The following is a 14265-nucleotide window of genomic DNA, read 5'->3' as shown; positions in this document are numbered from 1 at the left end:
GGCTTTGTTTAATCGGTGCTGCTGCTGGTTTAAACCTTGTCTGCGCTGAAGACACCGTAGCGTTGCACGCCGAGTTCATAGGCCAGCCAGATGCGGAAGAGGGTGAGGGCGAAGATGCGGTTCGGATTCTTCGAGCTGAACAGGAAGCGGCGGTAGTGCGGCTTGGTGAAGAGACCTTTCACCGTGCGCAGGGCGCAGAGCGGCCAGGTGCGCTTCACCTGCTTCGCATAATCCTTGAATTGGTAGTTCACAAAGCCTGCGGCCTCGGTGGCGGCGCGGAACTCGCTTTCCGGCCTGACACCGGCGATTTGGGTCTCGCGCGTGATCGCGTCGATGAGATGACGTTTCGCCCATGCGTCAGGATGTTCGCAGGACATCCAGGCGGTGGCGACGAGACGACCGCCGGGTTTCATCACGCGGTAGCACTCGCGGAAAAACGTGGGCAGGTCCGGCATGTGTTCGAGGCTTTCGACCGTCTGCACGACATCGAAGCGATTGTCGGGAAGCTGGTTTTCATACCAATCACGCACCATGAAGGTCGTTTTTCCAGGCACGTTGTTGTTGGCCTGCGCGTAGGCGAGCTGCACGGACGAAATGGTCATGCCGGTGACGTTTGCGCCGTAGCGCTGTGCGAGAATTTTTGCCGTGGCCCCGTAGCCGCAGCCGATGTCACAAACATCCGTGTTTTGGCCCGTGCGGCCGAGTTCAGCGACCATCTTGACCAGATTCTCCGCCGCTTCGGTGTCGGTTTCCTTGCCGGTGAACCAAACGCCGTGGTGGACGTGCTCGCCCCAGATTTCGCGGTAGAATTGATCAAGATCGTCGTAGTGCGAGGCAGCACCGTCGATGGTGGGGGTGTATTCGAGAGTCGTGGTCATGAATCAAACGGTGCGCGGTTTCAAACTGCCTTGCGGGACGCGGGCGAGCGTGTTGAAGGGGATGGTGAGCATGGCGTAGAACGGTCCCATGCGGCGTGCGACGGGGCCCTGGCAAAGCAGGAACTTCAAAATGGCGTCGCGCAGCATCGAGAGTGTTTTCCCGCGCCAAGTGCCAAGCCACATGCCCCATTCAGCACGGAAGATGGCGGTCTTCGCGGCCTTGCGGCGGAAGCGGCTATAAGCGGGCAGCAGCGAGGATGGATCGCCATGACTGAGCACCTCGGCGAGGAACTCCGCATCGGCAAAGCCGGTGTTCATGCCCTGACCACCGATGGGGCTCATGCCATGCGCGGCATCGCCGCAGAGGATGACGCGGCCATCGTAGTAGCGGTCGCAATTGAAGCGGCGCGGTGTGAAGACGCTTTCATTGACTTGATCCGCCACCGGCACGTCGAAACCGGTGCGCAAGCGTGTGAGCTCGCTAACGAGACCTTTCGGCGGCTGATCGAGACGCGTGTCGGTTTGCACGATCCAGCGACGCTGACCGCCGGGCAGGGGAAACGACTCCACAGAACCCATGGCGGTGAAAAACAGATGAGCTTCTTCACCAAAGCCAGTGCGGTCGATGAAGTCGCCCATGACGAAGTGGAGGTCATAGGCATGCGTGGGAGCTTGCATGCCAATGAACTCACGCACGGGGCTGCGCCAGCCGTCGCAACCAACCACATAGCGCGCAGTCCATTCACGCTCGTCGGCACGCACGACGCAGTGATCGGTGAATTGCCTCACCTCGGTGACTTCACAACCTGTCTCGATGAATTCAGCGCCTAGATGTTTTTGCAGAATGGCAATCGTCGTCACCTGCGGCAGCGCGAGGATGAAGCGATGCTCGTCCGGGATGTCACGGAACGTCATGCAGCCGAGTTGGCCGCTTTGGCCGTGGACGAAGCAGTCCCGCACCTTCAACCCGGCGTCGATGAACTCGGAAGTCAGCCCAAGCTTGTTCAAGATATGCAACGAGGGCGGCGTGATGCCGATGGCGGCGGAGTGCGGGATGGGTTGCGTGCGTTTTTCCAGCACGCGGACGCGCAGGGCCTGTTTTTTGAGCAAGCAGGCCAGCAGCAGGCCCACCGGGCCGCCACCGACGATGATCACATCAAAATCCGTCTTCATGCTCGGATCGTGGCTTTCGATTTCTTTGGTGAGGTGATTGCCGCGCCGCAGCGCTCCAGCACCGCCGTTTCCACCGTGAGTCCGGGGCCGAAGGCGATGGCGCAGGTCGTGGCGCGATCAGTTTCGGCCTCCTCGAGCATGCCTTTGAGCACAAACATGACCGTGGGGCTGCTCATGTTGCCGTAATCACGCAGCACGTCGCGGGACATCTCCAGCGCCTCGGCAGGCAGTTCGAGATGCTGCTCGACTTGATCGAGAATCGCGCGTCCGCCGGGATGCACGGCCCATTCGTCGATGTCGCTGAACTGCATGTCACGCTTCGCGAGAATGCCGCCGAGCATCTCCCGGATGTTGCTGCCGATCAAATCGGGCACATAAGCCGAGAGCACCATGTTAAAACCGTTGTCGCCGATGTCCCAGGCCATGTGCGCCTCGCTGGAGGGCACAAGGGCCGAGTGGAAGCCCTGCACGCGGTAATACGGCCGGTCACTGGTTGGTTTGCGGGCGCTAAGGATCGCCGCCGCGGCTCCATCGGCGAAGAGCGCGTTCGCCACGATGCTTTCCGGCTTGTCGCTGACTTGCAGATGCAGCGTGCAAAGCTCCAGGCACATCACGAGCACCACCGCGTTTGGATTCGCCTCACAAAACTGCGCCGCCATGCGCAACGCGGGAAATGCCGCGTAGCAGCCCATGAAGCCGATGGTGTAGCGCTCCACGCTCTCATTGAGGCCGAGATCGCGAATGATGTGATAATCCGGCCCTGGATTGGCGAAGCCCGTGCAGGAGGCGAAGACAATGTGCGTGATGTCTTCTTTCTTGAACTGCGGGCACTCGGCGAGCGTCTTGCGGGCGAGCTTCACGGCGAGTTCGCGCGAGGCTTTGGCGTAAAGCGCGTTGCGCTGGCCGGTGGTGGGCGAATTGATCGTGCCGTCCGGCAGCGTGTGAAAAAGCTCGCCGTCGTCCTTCAGGAAGTCATCGCTCACGCTGTAACGCGTGTCGATGCCGGTGCGCTCGTAGATCATCTCGACCATGCGCTTGGCGCGGGGTTCGCTGACCCAGCCTTTCATCCGGGAACAGGCGAATTCGTTGCTGTAAATGAACGGCGGATTCTCCGTGGCGATGTGGTGAATGTAGGCGGGCATGGAATCAATTGGCAGAGCGTTTCAATTCGACGGCGGCGTGGACTTTGATCGCGTCACCCACACGGATGACCAGCAGCACGGTGGGGACTTTGATACCGCTGGTCTTGAGCGAGAGATCGAAATCGAGATCGAAGGAGGCCTTGTCGTCCTTCAGCTTCCAGTTGCTGATCTTGCCGGTGAGGGTCTGTGTCTTGCCCAGCAGGGTCAGCTTCAGCGGCAGAGAGGCGGGGGTGGCATCGCCCTGGCGGATGGCGGTGAAGGGCGTGTCGATGACACCGGTGATGAGCGGATGCTCGTCGGCCTTCATGGCCTTGCGCATGTTTTCGTCACGTTTGGCCTCGGCGGTGTCCATCTTGGCCGCTTCGACGGTGACGGTGGCCTCCACGCGGGTGGGATTGCCGCTGGCGTCGGTGGTGACCCTGGTGACGAAAGGTTTGGCAGCCACTTTGCCACCCCAATCGTGCAGCGTGGAGGTGCCGTCGAAGGTGATTTTGCTGGTGCCAGACCAGGTGGAGGTGTCCGCCAGCACGGAGCTTGCCACCAAAAGAGAGAACAGAATGAGTTTCATAAAGACAGAAGAAGATTGAATTAAAAAGGCAGTCGTTTGGGCAAAGGGCATTGCCGGAGGATGTCGTGCCTGATTCCAGGCTGAACCTGTGTGGCACGATTAGAAATCAGACGCATGGGGGGAATGCCGCGTCTGTTCTGCCTGGTTCAAATCAAAAGCTGCACCGTGGCCATCGCACATGGCTTCTGCCTGCCACTCTCGCGAATGGCCATGAAGAGGGGTGGCTGCGTGTGGAACAGACTGGCTGGGTGTGAATGATGGAAGATCAGATTCACCGTGGCCTGGGTGTTCAGCATGGGTGTGTCCTTGAGGTCACGCTTTACATCATCGCGAGCATGAATGAGGCCGCATGCCACCCCCATGGTGGCAAGGCTGTGATCTCCCTCGCTGGATGGTTTGCACAGGCAGACAAGACACCGGGCCAGCTTTGACGCATGATCTTTGACCTCAGGAGTAAACTCCGCGTCACGATGATGCAGCAGCACCTTCGTTCCGCTTACCGACTGGCAGACAATGACCGCATGGCTGCCATCCAGCTTCGCGAGCACCATCACCACCGCAGGCATGATCGCAGTTCCCGTGCTGACGTAAGCCAGTAGAAGAAGCGCGGCGAAAAAGCGGTAAATGCGATGCATGTGGAGGAAAATCTCCGGTAAAGCGGCCCCATTGTCCTACCTTTTGGGCATTTCGCAATTCTTTCTTCCTCCCCCACGGCGGGGGCGTCTGAGGCTGACACGTTGCATGAGCAGAGAAACCGGCAAAGCGCGCTTCTCTTTCAGCAGGCGGCTGCTAACGATTTGCCCATGCCTTCCTCCCGCCGCTGGAAATCCGCCGCCCTGCGCTTCTGGCGCTTGGCGTTGCTGGTTGCGGTGGTTTGGGCGGTCCGGCGCTCGCATCAGCCGACGGCGGCAGAACTCACCGTGGAGCGGATTCGTGACTTCTTTCCCGCTGCGGCTGTTTTGACGCCGCAAAACGGCATGCAGGCGGTGAAGGACGAGTCGGGCATCACGCTCGGGCATGTGATGCAGACGTCGCCGGAGGCGGATGACATCATTGGCTATTCAGGGCCGACGAACACGCTCATCGCGCTCGACTCACGCGGCAAAGTACTCGGTCTGCGCATCCTGCACAGCAGCGACACGACCGATCATGTGGCCGAGGTGGTGGGCGAGCGGGCATTCTTCAAGCAGTTCACGAACAAGAAGGCCGCTGAGATGGCGAACATGCCTGTGGACGCCGTTTCTGGCGCGACTTTGACGAGCAGCGCGATTGCGGAGGGTGTTTTGCGTCGTTTGGGCAAGAGCGCGACGACCTCGCTGCGTTTTCCAGACACGATCACGCTCGATGAGGTGAAGAAACTCGAGCCGAAGGCCGCGAAGCTGCGTGAATCGAAGGCGCACACGGGTTCGCAGGAGATTCTCGATGCGAAGGGTGCGTTCATCGGGCTGGCGGTGCGCACAGCGCCGAGTTCGGATGGCGTGGTGGGCTACAAGGGGCCGAGCGACACGTTCATGCTGATGGATGCGACGGGTTCGACACTGCGTGGCATCGCGTTGCGGCGCAGCTACGACAACGAAGCCTATGTCGGCTACGTCACGGGTGATGCGGCGTTTTTGAAGACCTTTGATGGCATGACGACGGAGAAGATCGCGAACATCGACTTCGCCAAAGCAGGCGTGGAAGGTGTTTCCGGTGCGACGCAGACGAGTTATGGCGTGGCGGAAGGCGTGCGCGTGCGTGCGCAGTCACTCCTCAAAGAAAAAGAGGCGAAGCGTGACTGGTGGAGCCTGATTCGCTGGCGCTGGCAGGACACGGGACATGTGATCATCATTCTGGCAGCGTTCGTGATGGCGTTCACGTCGTTGCGTGGTCGTGCGTGGTGCCGGCATCTGCATCATGCACTGTTGGTGGCCTATGGCGGCTTCCTGGCGGGTGAAATGCTCTCGCAGGGTCTGCTCGCGGGCTGGGCGGCGCATGGAACGCCGTGGCGCAATGTGCATGGGCTGGTGCTGCTGGCGGCGGTGGCGCTGCTGGGGCCGATTTTCACCAGCAAGCAGCTCTATTGCCACCACATCTGCCCGCACGGCGCGTTGCAGCAGCTTTTGGCCAAGCGGCTGCCGTTTCAGTGGTCGCCGTCGAAACGGATGGAGGCGTTTTTATCGAAGCTGCCGTTCGTGCTGCTCGTGTTCGTGCTCTTGAGCGTGGCGTTTGCCCTGCCGGTGGATTTGAACGCGCTGGAGCCGTTCGACGCGTATCTGTTCCGCGTCGCGGGCTGGGCCAGCATCGTGATCGCCATCGTGGGTGTGTTGTGGTCGTTGGTCACGCCGCTGGCATATTGCCGCTACGGCTGCCCGACGGGCGCGCTGTTCAAGCTGCTGCGCTTCACGGGCGACGCGGATCGTCTCGGAACTCGCGACTGGCTGGCGGCGGCATGCGTAGTGATGGTTCTTCTCTTTGCTCCGGGCTGAAACCCGGCTACCAACAACCATTCATGCCCATCATTTCCACTTTAGAGTCCAAGTTCGGCCGTTTCGCGATTCCGGGCCTCGTGCAGGTCATCGCGATTTTTCAATTGCTGGTGCTCTTCATGGTCATGGTCATGTCACCGGAGGGCGCGGCGGCCTATTTGATGTTTCTGGACCTGAATCCGGCGCGTGTGATGCACGGCGAGGTGTGGCGGCTGATCACGCATGTGTTCATTCCGGGCAATTTCTCGCTCATCTGGGCGCTGATCGGCACGATGTTCATGATGTGGGTCGGCCGCGGGCTGGACTCGGCGTGGGGCGCGTTCCGGGTGAACCTTTACGTCTATGGCTGGATGTTTGTCGTGACGCTGGGCGCGTTGCTCTTCGGCTGGCCGGCACCGGGATTGTTTCTCTACCAAACGCTGCTGTTCGCCTTCGCGACATTGTTTCCGAACGAGGAGATCTATTTTTACTTCATCCTGCCGATCAAAATGAAGTGGGTGGCGCTGCTCAGCGCGGGCATGACCGCGTTTCTGGTGATGCGCGATCCGGCGATGCTGCTGCCGGTGCTGGCCTGCCATTTGAACTATCTCGTGGCGTTTGGCCCCGGCTTTGTGAGCGAGCGTGCCAAGCAGGCGCGCGTGGTCGCGCGCCGCAGCCGTTTTGAGTCCGCCCAACTGCCTGGGGACGCGTTTTTCCACCAATGCTCGGTCTGCAAGAAGACGGAGATCGACAATCCGCAGCTCGACTTCCGTGTGCTGGACTCGGGCGATGAAATTTGCAGCGAGTGCCGGGCGAAACGCACGGGAGGATAAGCTGCATGGACGATCTGCTGGCCGATGCTTTTCTGGAGTTCATGAGTTCGGAGCGGCGCTCGTCCGAACGCACGCTGGCCAACTACGAGCTGGCTCTGCGGCAGTTCCGTGAGTGGCGCGTGCCGTTTCAAGGCTGGAGCGAGCTGACGGCGGATGACTTTCGAGCCTATTTGTTCGACTTGATGAAAAAGGAGCGCGGGCGAGCGACGATCCGGCTGCAATTCGCGGCGCTGCGCAGTTTTTTCAAATGGCTGACACGGCGGCGGGGCTGGAAGTCGAATCCGCTGCTGGAGGTGCAACTGCCGAAGCGTGAGAAAAAACTGCCGGTGGTGCTCACCGTGACGCAGATCGACCAGATGCTGAACCTGCCGCTGACGCTGGAAAAATCGAAACGCGACACGGTCTGGGCACCGGAGCGCGATGCGGCGATTTTGGAGCTGTTTTACAGCACCGGCATGCGTTTGAGCGAGCTGGTGGCGCTGAACGTGGCTGACATCGACACTTACACCGAGACGGTGCGCGTCTTTGGCAAAGGCAAGAAAGAGCGGCTCTGCCCGGTGGGCAGCAAGGCTCTGGAGGCGGTGCAGCGTTATCGTGCGAAAGCGGGCGTACATGACGGGGCGCTGTTTTTGAGCAAGCTGCGCAAACGCCTCAGCATTCAGGGTGTGGATGATGTGGTGAACAAATACTGGCGAGCCTCAGGCCTGCCGGTGCATCTCACACCGCACAAGTTCCGGCACAGCTTTGCCACGCATCTGCTGAACAACGGGGCCGACCTGCGCAGCGTGCAGGAGCTACTGGGTCATGCGAGCCTTTCGACCACACAAATTTACACGCACGTCTCGACGCAGCGGATGAAAGAGGTCTATGACAAGTCACACCCGAGGGCGTAGGACTGGGTGGGGAATGAGAAGTCAGAGATCACCCAGCCACACCTCACTTCTTCGGCACCCAGGTTGCGACCGGCGCAGGAGTATGGGTTGGAGCTTCGTCGAGGGCGAAGGTGATGCAGAGGCTTTGCGGACCTTTGGCGTCGGCGATGGTGGCCTTGAGGACGTTCACTTTTTCCTTCACGAGGTCACGGGACTGCTCGCTTGGAGGCTCGGGCGGCGTGCCAGAAGAGAAGGTGGCACCGGCTGGCGAGACGATGGTGGCGATGAGTGTCTTCCCGCCCTGGGTGAGGGTGGCCTTGGTGCCCTCGGCGGCGATCTCGGCCTTGGTGTGCATGCTCCAGGTGATGGTCTGGGTGGTTTTGATGACCAGGTCATCTTGTAGCACGGCGTAAGGTTTGGTTCCGCGCACAACCATGACACCGCGATGCACATCCTTGGCGGCTTTGCTGTAGGCGTCGGTCATATCAACAACGGCGAGGCCTTTTTCCGGGCTGGAGGCACCGACGAGGACTTTGGCCTTCGCCTCGAGATCCTGATTGCCATCAATGACAAGGGTGTTCTGGCCCTGGGTGTTCTCAAGATAGAGTTCGAAGCGTTTGGTGCGGTCGGCACCGGGTTTCACTTCCAGACCGGGTGCGCGTTCAGTATCCGCGCCGAGTTCGACGCCCCAACGCTGGCCCCCGGCCTCAAGCACAAAACTGCCGATGTCGAGCTGCGCGGTGTGGTCCGCGTTGTCTCCGCCTTTGACGGCGACGAAGTAGTCTGCCTTGTCCCAGCCGGAACGCGTGGTGGCGACGAAGCCGGCGGGCAACGCGTAATCGAGCGAGTCTGCCGTGCCGTCACCAGCGGCGTGCGGGTTGTAGTAAAGGAAGTTGCCGACCTGGCCAAAGTAACCGGATGAGACGGCCTGCTTGCCAGTGGCGGCGACGGCACGGAGGCCCGGATTGCCATGCACGCCACAGAGCCAGGTGGCGACCCACGGACGGGTGGAGGCCGCCCCCTTGCTGTCGCCAAAATTGAAGGTCTGGCCGCTGGGGCCGATCAAGTGCATGCGTGCCACGCCGAATTGCGGGATGCCTTCCACCAAACTGATGCCAAGGTCGCTGCCAGCCGCCGCTTTGCGTGTCTGGGCGATCATGGCGATGTAATCCATCACGTCCTCACCCGCCTGCAAGCCTTCCGGCCACACACCTGCGGGAGCAAAGCGCTCCAGACCTTTGCCAAAGACCTTGGCACCTGCATCCGCCGCCTTTTTTGCCACAGCAGGATCGTCATCCACCAGGCAGATGGCGGCGATGATCAGCGCGGAAGCTGCGGCCATCTGCTTGCTGTCCGGGGGTAGCTTGGCGTCGTCCTTGGGGGCGGCTTTTTTCTTGGCACCACCTTTGGCTTTGGCGGGATCGGACTGGCCTCCAGAGGTGCCTTTGGCAGTTTCTGGGATTTCTTCGCCTTCAAGATGCGCCACGAGCGCGTCGATACCCTTTTGTGCGAGGTAGGTGCGAATGGTGGTCTTTTGCTGGGCGTTCAGAGAAGTATAAAACCAGTCGTAGCCCAGGCTGGTGGCCACGACCATGTCGGCCACATTGTCCATGAGTTCAGGATGCCAGTCGCGGAAGGAAATCGGGTCGGTCAGAGCGAGCAGCTCCTGCAGGCCCTTGTCCTGCCATTTAAGATCGCCCTCGCAGTAGTGCAGCGCTCCGAGCAGGCCCATGCGGTAGATGGCCTTGGGCCCTTCGCCGCCGGTGTCGCCATTAATGCGGGTGAGGCCGGGATCCTGGAGGAGATCCTCTCCAGAAGCCTTCATGGCTTCGAGTATTTTCGCCGCCACCGGATCGGTGGCGATCAAGCCTTTGAGATAGGCCCAACTGGCAGCGTTATGAATCAAGCGTGGGCGCACTTTCTGAATGCCGCCGAGATAGTCATTCGCGCCGGGGGCCTTGAATTTGGAAGCCGGGATGATCGCGATGGCCGGCCGGGGCGGCGCGGGTTTGCTGGCGACCTTCGCGGCCGGAGCCTTCGGTGCAGCAGGTGTACCTGGCGCGGCTGCCGGTGTGGCCGCAGGCATCGCAGTGGCCGGCGCAGCAGGAGCGGCCTGCATGGCGGCATAACGAGCCTTGGCGTATTCGAAATCCGCAGGGCTCAGTGTGGCGATGGGCACATCGAACTCACGCCCGTCCTTCATTTTGATTTTTAAGGTCTTGGCCGCCGCATCGACGGAGACGAGCGTGGCCTCAATCTGCTTGCCGGCGGTGTTGGTCCATGGCCGGTATTCTTCAGCAAGCTGGGCGCTGGCAGTGGAGAGCAGGCCGATGACGGCGAGGGAGAGGAAACGCGAGGCGGTTTTCATGGCGGAAGACGGTTGGCGCTAGAGCAGCGTTTTGTGGATTGATCGTCAAGATTAAACGCCGCCTGCGCGGCTGGGATTAGCGGAATTCAGTCCCCCAAAGGAAAGACCACTGGCCGGCATGGGTCATGCCGGGCCAGTGGTCCGTCAAAGGAAGGTCCAATCAGGCCGACTTGGCCTTTTTCTTCTCTGCTTTGGGCCGCTCAGGAGGAGACAGCGGCTCAGGTGCCGGAGCTGGAGCGATCGGAATGAGCGGGAATGGATTGGCCTGCGGCTCCATGGCGTATTCGCGGTCTTTGAGGATGCCTGGCTGCGGCACGGGATATTTGCCCTTCGCGTCGGCGATGAGCGGGGCAGGGCCGTCGAGCGTGAGCTTGTCCACGCCTGGGGCGAACTCGAAGGCGCTGTTGATATAATCGTCGTAGCGGATGACCTGGCCGGTGTGGGCCGCTGCACGACCCATGGCGGTGGTGACGCTGGACTTGATGCCGCGCTCGACTTCGTTGTAGGGCTTGTCCTTGATAATGGCCTCGATGAGATCCTGCCACTCCAGGTCATACGGATTCGGCTCGGGCTGCTTGCCGCGCCAGATGATGTTCGAGCGCTGCATGTTCTGGCTGTTGAAGGTCATCGCTTTCGACGGGAAATGGCCGGCGGTGGAGACGATGGCGCTGCCCTTCGTGCCATGCACCTGGGTGGCGAACTGGTTGTGCGTGCCGATGGCGGTGCGGCCTTCGAGGAAGAGCTTGGCACCGTCCTTGAAGGTGTATTCACAACTGTAGTGGTCGAAGTTTTGGTCGATGTAATCGCCACGGTCGCTGCGGCCGCCACTGGCCTGGACTTCGACGGGCCAGTCGTTCTTCATCCAGCAGGCTTCGTCGATGTTGTGAATGTTGAAGTCGCTGAAGCCGCCACCGCTGGCCCAGAGGAAGCTGTGGAAGCGCTGAATCTGCCACTGCAGCTCGCTCGGATCGACGTTCGGATCACGCGGCAGTGTGAAGGCGGAGCCCACCGGGCCCTGCATGCGGTAGGCGCGCATGAGGAGGAGGTTGCCGATCTCGCCGTCCTGGATGCGGTTGAACAATTCGCCACGCACGCGGCAGTGGCGGCACATGAGGCCGACGCCGACCTTCAAATTCTTCTTTTTCGCCTCTTCGTTCAGCGCGAGCAAGCGGCGGGCGGTGGGGCCGTCGGTGCAGATCGGCTTTTCCATGAACACGTTCACGCCTTTGTCGATGGCATACTTGTAATGCACCCAGCGGAAGGCCACCGGTGTGGTGAAGATGGCCACGTCGCCCTTTCGCAGGCTGTCGATGGCGTTCTTGTAGGCGTCGAAGCCGATGAACTTCGCATCCTCGGACACGGACATGCGGTCGGGGTGCTTCGCGCTAAGCGCCTCAAAGCTGCCTTTCAAGCGCTTGTCGGAAACGTCCGCCATCGCCACGAGACGCGTCACGCGCTCCTTGATGTTCATCGCGTTGCTCGCCGCTCCAGTGCCACGGCCACCGCAGCCGATGAGCGCGGTGCGGATTTCATCGCTGCCGGCCGCATGCACATACGGAAGGCTGATGCCTGAGAGCACGGACAGCCCGGCGGCTGTCTTGGTGGTGGTCTTGAGAAAATCGCGACGGGACGCGGGTGCGGATTCGAGAACGGTGTTCATGGGCGGGTGTGTACGTTGACTGGGTTGGGCAGCTTGCTGGAGAATGCGGCGGTCATCGGCCGAATAACCAAGACTCGTTCCCATTCTGGACAAGACCCATCATTCCGTCATCGGAATTCGTCACCAACCCGTTGTTGTCTGGCGATAACGCTGTTACGCGAGCATCCCGCCCCGGGAAGAGATTTCCGAGAATGCGCGTGCCAGCGCGTCGTTCAGCTCACGCAGCGTGGCTTGTTCCAGCTCGGGGTCCAGCGTGATAATCTTCGTCGGTGGCAGCACGATGGCCTGATGCTGGTGTTTAACTCCCTTGGATTCAGGTACTGGCAGCGTCTCCACTTCGACAGGCTGCGGGGGGTGGAACAAGGTGTCCATCGACGCGCTGCAAACTGAGTCGTCCACCTGCATGGCGGCGCGGAGCTGGTTCAGGCTGCTGAGCTGCGCTTCGATCTGAGTGTTGAACCACTCTCGCGTGCGCTGGATTTCATCCATCAGCAAAGCCAGTTCCTGGGAAAGATGTTCCCCGGCAGGTGCTAGCAAAGTCGAAGGTGTCAGAGTCGCGGTGGAGTGGGGAAGGCTCATACTCAGCAGAGTCTATTAAAATTTCCATAGAATATCAAGCCCTGTTCACTCTAAACACCATGGAATTTTAAAAATTATGGACGGGAAGCCCGTGAAACTACCGCTCTGTATAATAATTGGCTCCGCCAACCAAGTATCGAGTTCAGGTGCCAAGTGGGGCTGCTATTTCCACCGCATGCAGCGGAAGGGATGATCGTCGATCATGTTGGGCTGCACGCCGGTGAGGCGGTCGGCGTGGTAGAACTGGACGCCGACGTAGTGGTAGATCGGAAGAATGACGGCCTCGTCGGTGACGAGGAGTTTTTCGGCCTGCTGAAAAAGCGTGCTGCGCTGATTGAGATCAGGTTCGCGGGCGGCGGCGGCGATGAATTCGTCGTATTTGGGGCTGGCCCAGCCGGTGCGGTTGTTGCCGCTGGTGGAGAGGAACATCTCCAAGAACGTGCCGGGGTCGTTGTAGTCGCCCACCCAACTGCTGCGGCAGAGGTGGTAATTTTTCTCCTTCATCGACGAGAGGTAGATCTTCCACTCCTGCTTCACGAGATCGACGCTGACACCGAGATGCTCCTGCCACATGGCTTGCAGTTCGACGGCGATGTTGCGCTCGACCGGTTTTGGAAAGTAGAGGTATTCGACGCGTGGAAAACCTTTGCCGCCAGGATAACCGGCGGCGGCGAGGAGTTCGCGGGCACGCTGCGGATTGAACTCGGGTCCAGGCGGCGGTTGGTAGTTTTGACCTGCGCCGGGCGGTGTGAGACTGAAGGCGTTGCGTTCGCCGAGCTGGGTGATTTTTTCGGTCACGCGCTTGCGATCAATCGCCAGCGAGAAGGCGAGGCGGATCTTCGGATCGGTGAATGGGGCGCGGTTGACGTTGAAGCGCGTGAAGTAGCTGCCGAGAAACGGACCGGTGTGGAAATACGGCTGCTGTTTGAGCTTCGCGGTGAGCGAGGTGGGCACCATGCCCTTGTCCATGATGAGGTCCGCCTGGCCGGTGAGGAAGTAATTGATCGCGGTGTTCGGCTCGGAAATGGGCAGGATTTCGATGCTCTTCATGGGCACGTTCGCGGCGTCCCAGTAGCGTTCGTTGCGGCGTAGCACGATGCGGTCGTCGAGCAGCCAGTCTTCGAGCGTGTAGGAGCCGTTGCCGATCAACGCGCCCGGCTTGATCCACGCCGTGCCGTGTTGTTCGACGATGCGCTGCGGCACGGGCGAAAACGTGGTGAAGGCGCAGAGATCGATGAAGTAGGGCGTGGGATTTTCGAGTTCGACGCGCAACGTGCGATCATCCACCGCAGTCACGCCGACCTGCGCGAAATCTTTGAGCACGCCCTCGTGAAAAGCACGGGCGTTTTTGATGACATAGAGCTGGCTGGCGTAATCCGCACCGAACTCGGGGCTGAGCACGCGTTTCCAGGAGTAAATAAAGTCGTGGGTCGTGAACGGCTGGCCATCGCTCCACGTCGCGTTCGGGCGCAGGTGGAAGGTGTAGGTCTTGCGATCCGGTGAAATGTCCCAGCGCTCCGCCATGCCCGGCTGCGGTTTGCCCGCCTCGTCGATGCGGCACAGCCCTTCAAACAACGCCGAGGCGATGCGCATGCCGACTTGGTCGGTCACAATCGCCGGATCAATGCTCTCCGGTTCCGCGCCGTTGATGAACACGAGATCCGCACGTGGACGCGACTTCCCGCAAGCGGCGAGAGCGAGAAGAAGTGCTGCGGCAAGGACGAAACGAATCACACGAAAAGCTA

General features: G+C 60.6%; 12 protein-coding genes. 3 read left to right on the top strand and 9 right to left on the bottom strand.

What is annotated here, in order from left to right; all coding sequences use genetic code 11:
- Nucleotides 1-29 precede the first annotated feature (29 nt).
- From ACILSI_RS01300 to ACILSI_RS01280, 5 genes are all read right to left on the bottom strand, one after another.
- Nucleotides 30-878 carry a methyltransferase domain-containing protein gene (locus ACILSI_RS01300; RefSeq protein WP_395720025.1) on the bottom strand — a complete coding sequence of 283 codons (849 nt, stop codon included), beginning with the start codon at nucleotides 876-878 and terminating at the stop codon, nucleotides 30-32.
- Nucleotides 879-881: 3 nt separating this feature from the next.
- Entirely contained in the window at nucleotides 882-2051 is a 1170-nt protein-coding gene (locus ACILSI_RS01295) for an FAD-dependent oxidoreductase (RefSeq protein ID WP_395720024.1), read from the bottom strand.
- On the bottom strand, nucleotides 2048-3193 hold the full coding sequence (locus ACILSI_RS01290; RefSeq protein ID WP_395720023.1) for a type III polyketide synthase: 1146 nt from the start codon (nucleotides 3191-3193) through the stop codon (nucleotides 2048-2050). The genes ACILSI_RS01295 and ACILSI_RS01290 overlap by 4 nt, the downstream gene beginning before the upstream one ends.
- 4 nt (nucleotides 3194-3197) lie before the next feature.
- Complete coding sequence (locus ACILSI_RS01285; protein WP_395720022.1) at nucleotides 3198-3761, bottom strand: YceI family protein; 564 nt, start codon at nucleotides 3759-3761, stop codon at nucleotides 3198-3200.
- A 146-nt stretch (nucleotides 3762-3907) separates the two neighbouring features.
- Entirely contained in the window at nucleotides 3908-4396 is a 489-nt protein-coding gene (locus ACILSI_RS01280) for a hypothetical protein (protein ID WP_395720021.1), read from the bottom strand.
- A 168-nt stretch (nucleotides 4397-4564) separates the two neighbouring features.
- On the opposite strand from ACILSI_RS01280, the gene ACILSI_RS01275 reads away from it, so the two are divergent.
- Genes ACILSI_RS01275 through xerA form a run of 3 tightly spaced genes read left to right on the top strand, consistent with a single transcriptional unit; the run spans nucleotide 4565 to nucleotide 7934 of the window.
- The gene (locus ACILSI_RS01275; RefSeq protein ID WP_395720020.1) at nucleotides 4565-6229 is read left to right on the top strand and encodes an FMN-binding protein; all 1665 of its coding nucleotides are present in this window, start codon (nucleotides 4565-4567) and stop codon (nucleotides 6227-6229) included.
- A 23-nt stretch (nucleotides 6230-6252) separates the two neighbouring features.
- Complete coding sequence (locus ACILSI_RS01270) at nucleotides 6253-7041, top strand: hypothetical protein (RefSeq protein WP_395720019.1); 789 nt, start codon at nucleotides 6253-6255, stop codon at nucleotides 7039-7041.
- A gap of 5 nt (nucleotides 7042-7046) precedes the next feature.
- The gene (gene xerA, locus ACILSI_RS01265; protein ID WP_395720018.1) at nucleotides 7047-7934 is read left to right on the top strand and encodes a site-specific tyrosine recombinase/integron integrase; all 888 of its coding nucleotides are present in this window, start codon (nucleotides 7047-7049) and stop codon (nucleotides 7932-7934) included.
- 43 nt (nucleotides 7935-7977) lie between these two features.
- Here xerA and ACILSI_RS01260 read toward each other — a convergent pair whose 3' ends face one another.
- The 4 genes from ACILSI_RS01260 to ACILSI_RS01245 all read right to left on the bottom strand — a co-directional run bounded on the left by ACILSI_RS01260 (nucleotide 7978) and on the right by ACILSI_RS01245 (nucleotide 14254).
- Nucleotides 7978-10281 (bottom strand): heparinase II/III family protein, encoded by a 2304-nt coding sequence (locus ACILSI_RS01260; protein WP_395720017.1) that lies wholly within the window; start codon nucleotides 10279-10281, stop codon nucleotides 7978-7980.
- A gap of 160 nt (nucleotides 10282-10441) precedes the next feature.
- On the bottom strand, nucleotides 10442-11941 hold the full coding sequence (locus ACILSI_RS01255; protein WP_395720016.1) for a Gfo/Idh/MocA family protein: 1500 nt from the start codon (nucleotides 11939-11941) through the stop codon (nucleotides 10442-10444).
- A gap of 153 nt (nucleotides 11942-12094) precedes the next feature.
- Nucleotides 12095-12520 carry a hypothetical protein gene (locus tag ACILSI_RS01250; RefSeq protein WP_395720015.1) on the bottom strand — a complete coding sequence of 142 codons (426 nt, stop codon included), beginning with the start codon at nucleotides 12518-12520 and terminating at the stop codon, nucleotides 12095-12097.
- A 162-nt stretch (nucleotides 12521-12682) separates the two neighbouring features.
- Nucleotides 12683-14254, bottom strand: coding sequence for a peptide ABC transporter substrate-binding protein (locus ACILSI_RS01245; RefSeq protein ID WP_395720014.1), 1572 nt, complete (start codon nucleotides 14252-14254; stop codon nucleotides 12683-12685).
- Between the last annotated feature and the right edge of the window lie 11 nt (nucleotides 14255-14265).

Source organism: Prosthecobacter sp. (genome assembly GCF_044232965.1).
GTDB lineage: Bacteria > Verrucomicrobiota > Verrucomicrobiia > Verrucomicrobiales > Verrucomicrobiaceae > Prosthecobacter.
This window is presented reverse-complemented; position numbering and strand designations above follow the sequence as displayed.

Coding starts and splice junctions, on each gene's coding strand:
- ACILSI_RS01300 (WP_395720025.1), bottom strand. CDS start 878: ATGACCACGACTCTCGAATACACCCCCACCATCGACGGTGCTGCCTCG.
- ACILSI_RS01295 (WP_395720024.1), bottom strand. CDS start 2,051: ATGAAGACGGATTTTGATGTGATCATCGTCGGTGGCGGCCCGGTGGGC.
- ACILSI_RS01290 (WP_395720023.1), bottom strand. CDS start 3,193: ATGCCCGCCTACATTCACCACATCGCCACGGAGAATCCGCCGTTCATT.
- ACILSI_RS01285 (WP_395720022.1), bottom strand. CDS start 3,761: ATGAAACTCATTCTGTTCTCTCTTTTGGTGGCAAGCTCCGTGCTGGCG.
- ACILSI_RS01280 (WP_395720021.1), bottom strand. CDS start 4,396: ATGCATCGCATTTACCGCTTTTTCGCCGCGCTTCTTCTACTGGCTTAC.
- ACILSI_RS01275 (WP_395720020.1), top strand. CDS start 4,565: ATGCCTTCCTCCCGCCGCTGGAAATCCGCCGCCCTGCGCTTCTGGCGC.
- ACILSI_RS01270 (WP_395720019.1), top strand. CDS start 6,253: ATGCCCATCATTTCCACTTTAGAGTCCAAGTTCGGCCGTTTCGCGATT.
- xerA (WP_395720018.1), top strand. CDS start 7,047: ATGGACGATCTGCTGGCCGATGCTTTTCTGGAGTTCATGAGTTCGGAG.
- ACILSI_RS01260 (WP_395720017.1), bottom strand. CDS start 10,281: ATGAAAACCGCCTCGCGTTTCCTCTCCCTCGCCGTCATCGGCCTGCTC.
- ACILSI_RS01255 (WP_395720016.1), bottom strand. CDS start 11,941: ATGAACACCGTTCTCGAATCCGCACCCGCGTCCCGTCGCGATTTTCTC.
- ACILSI_RS01250 (WP_395720015.1), bottom strand. CDS start 12,520: ATGAGCCTTCCCCACTCCACCGCGACTCTGACACCTTCGACTTTGCTA.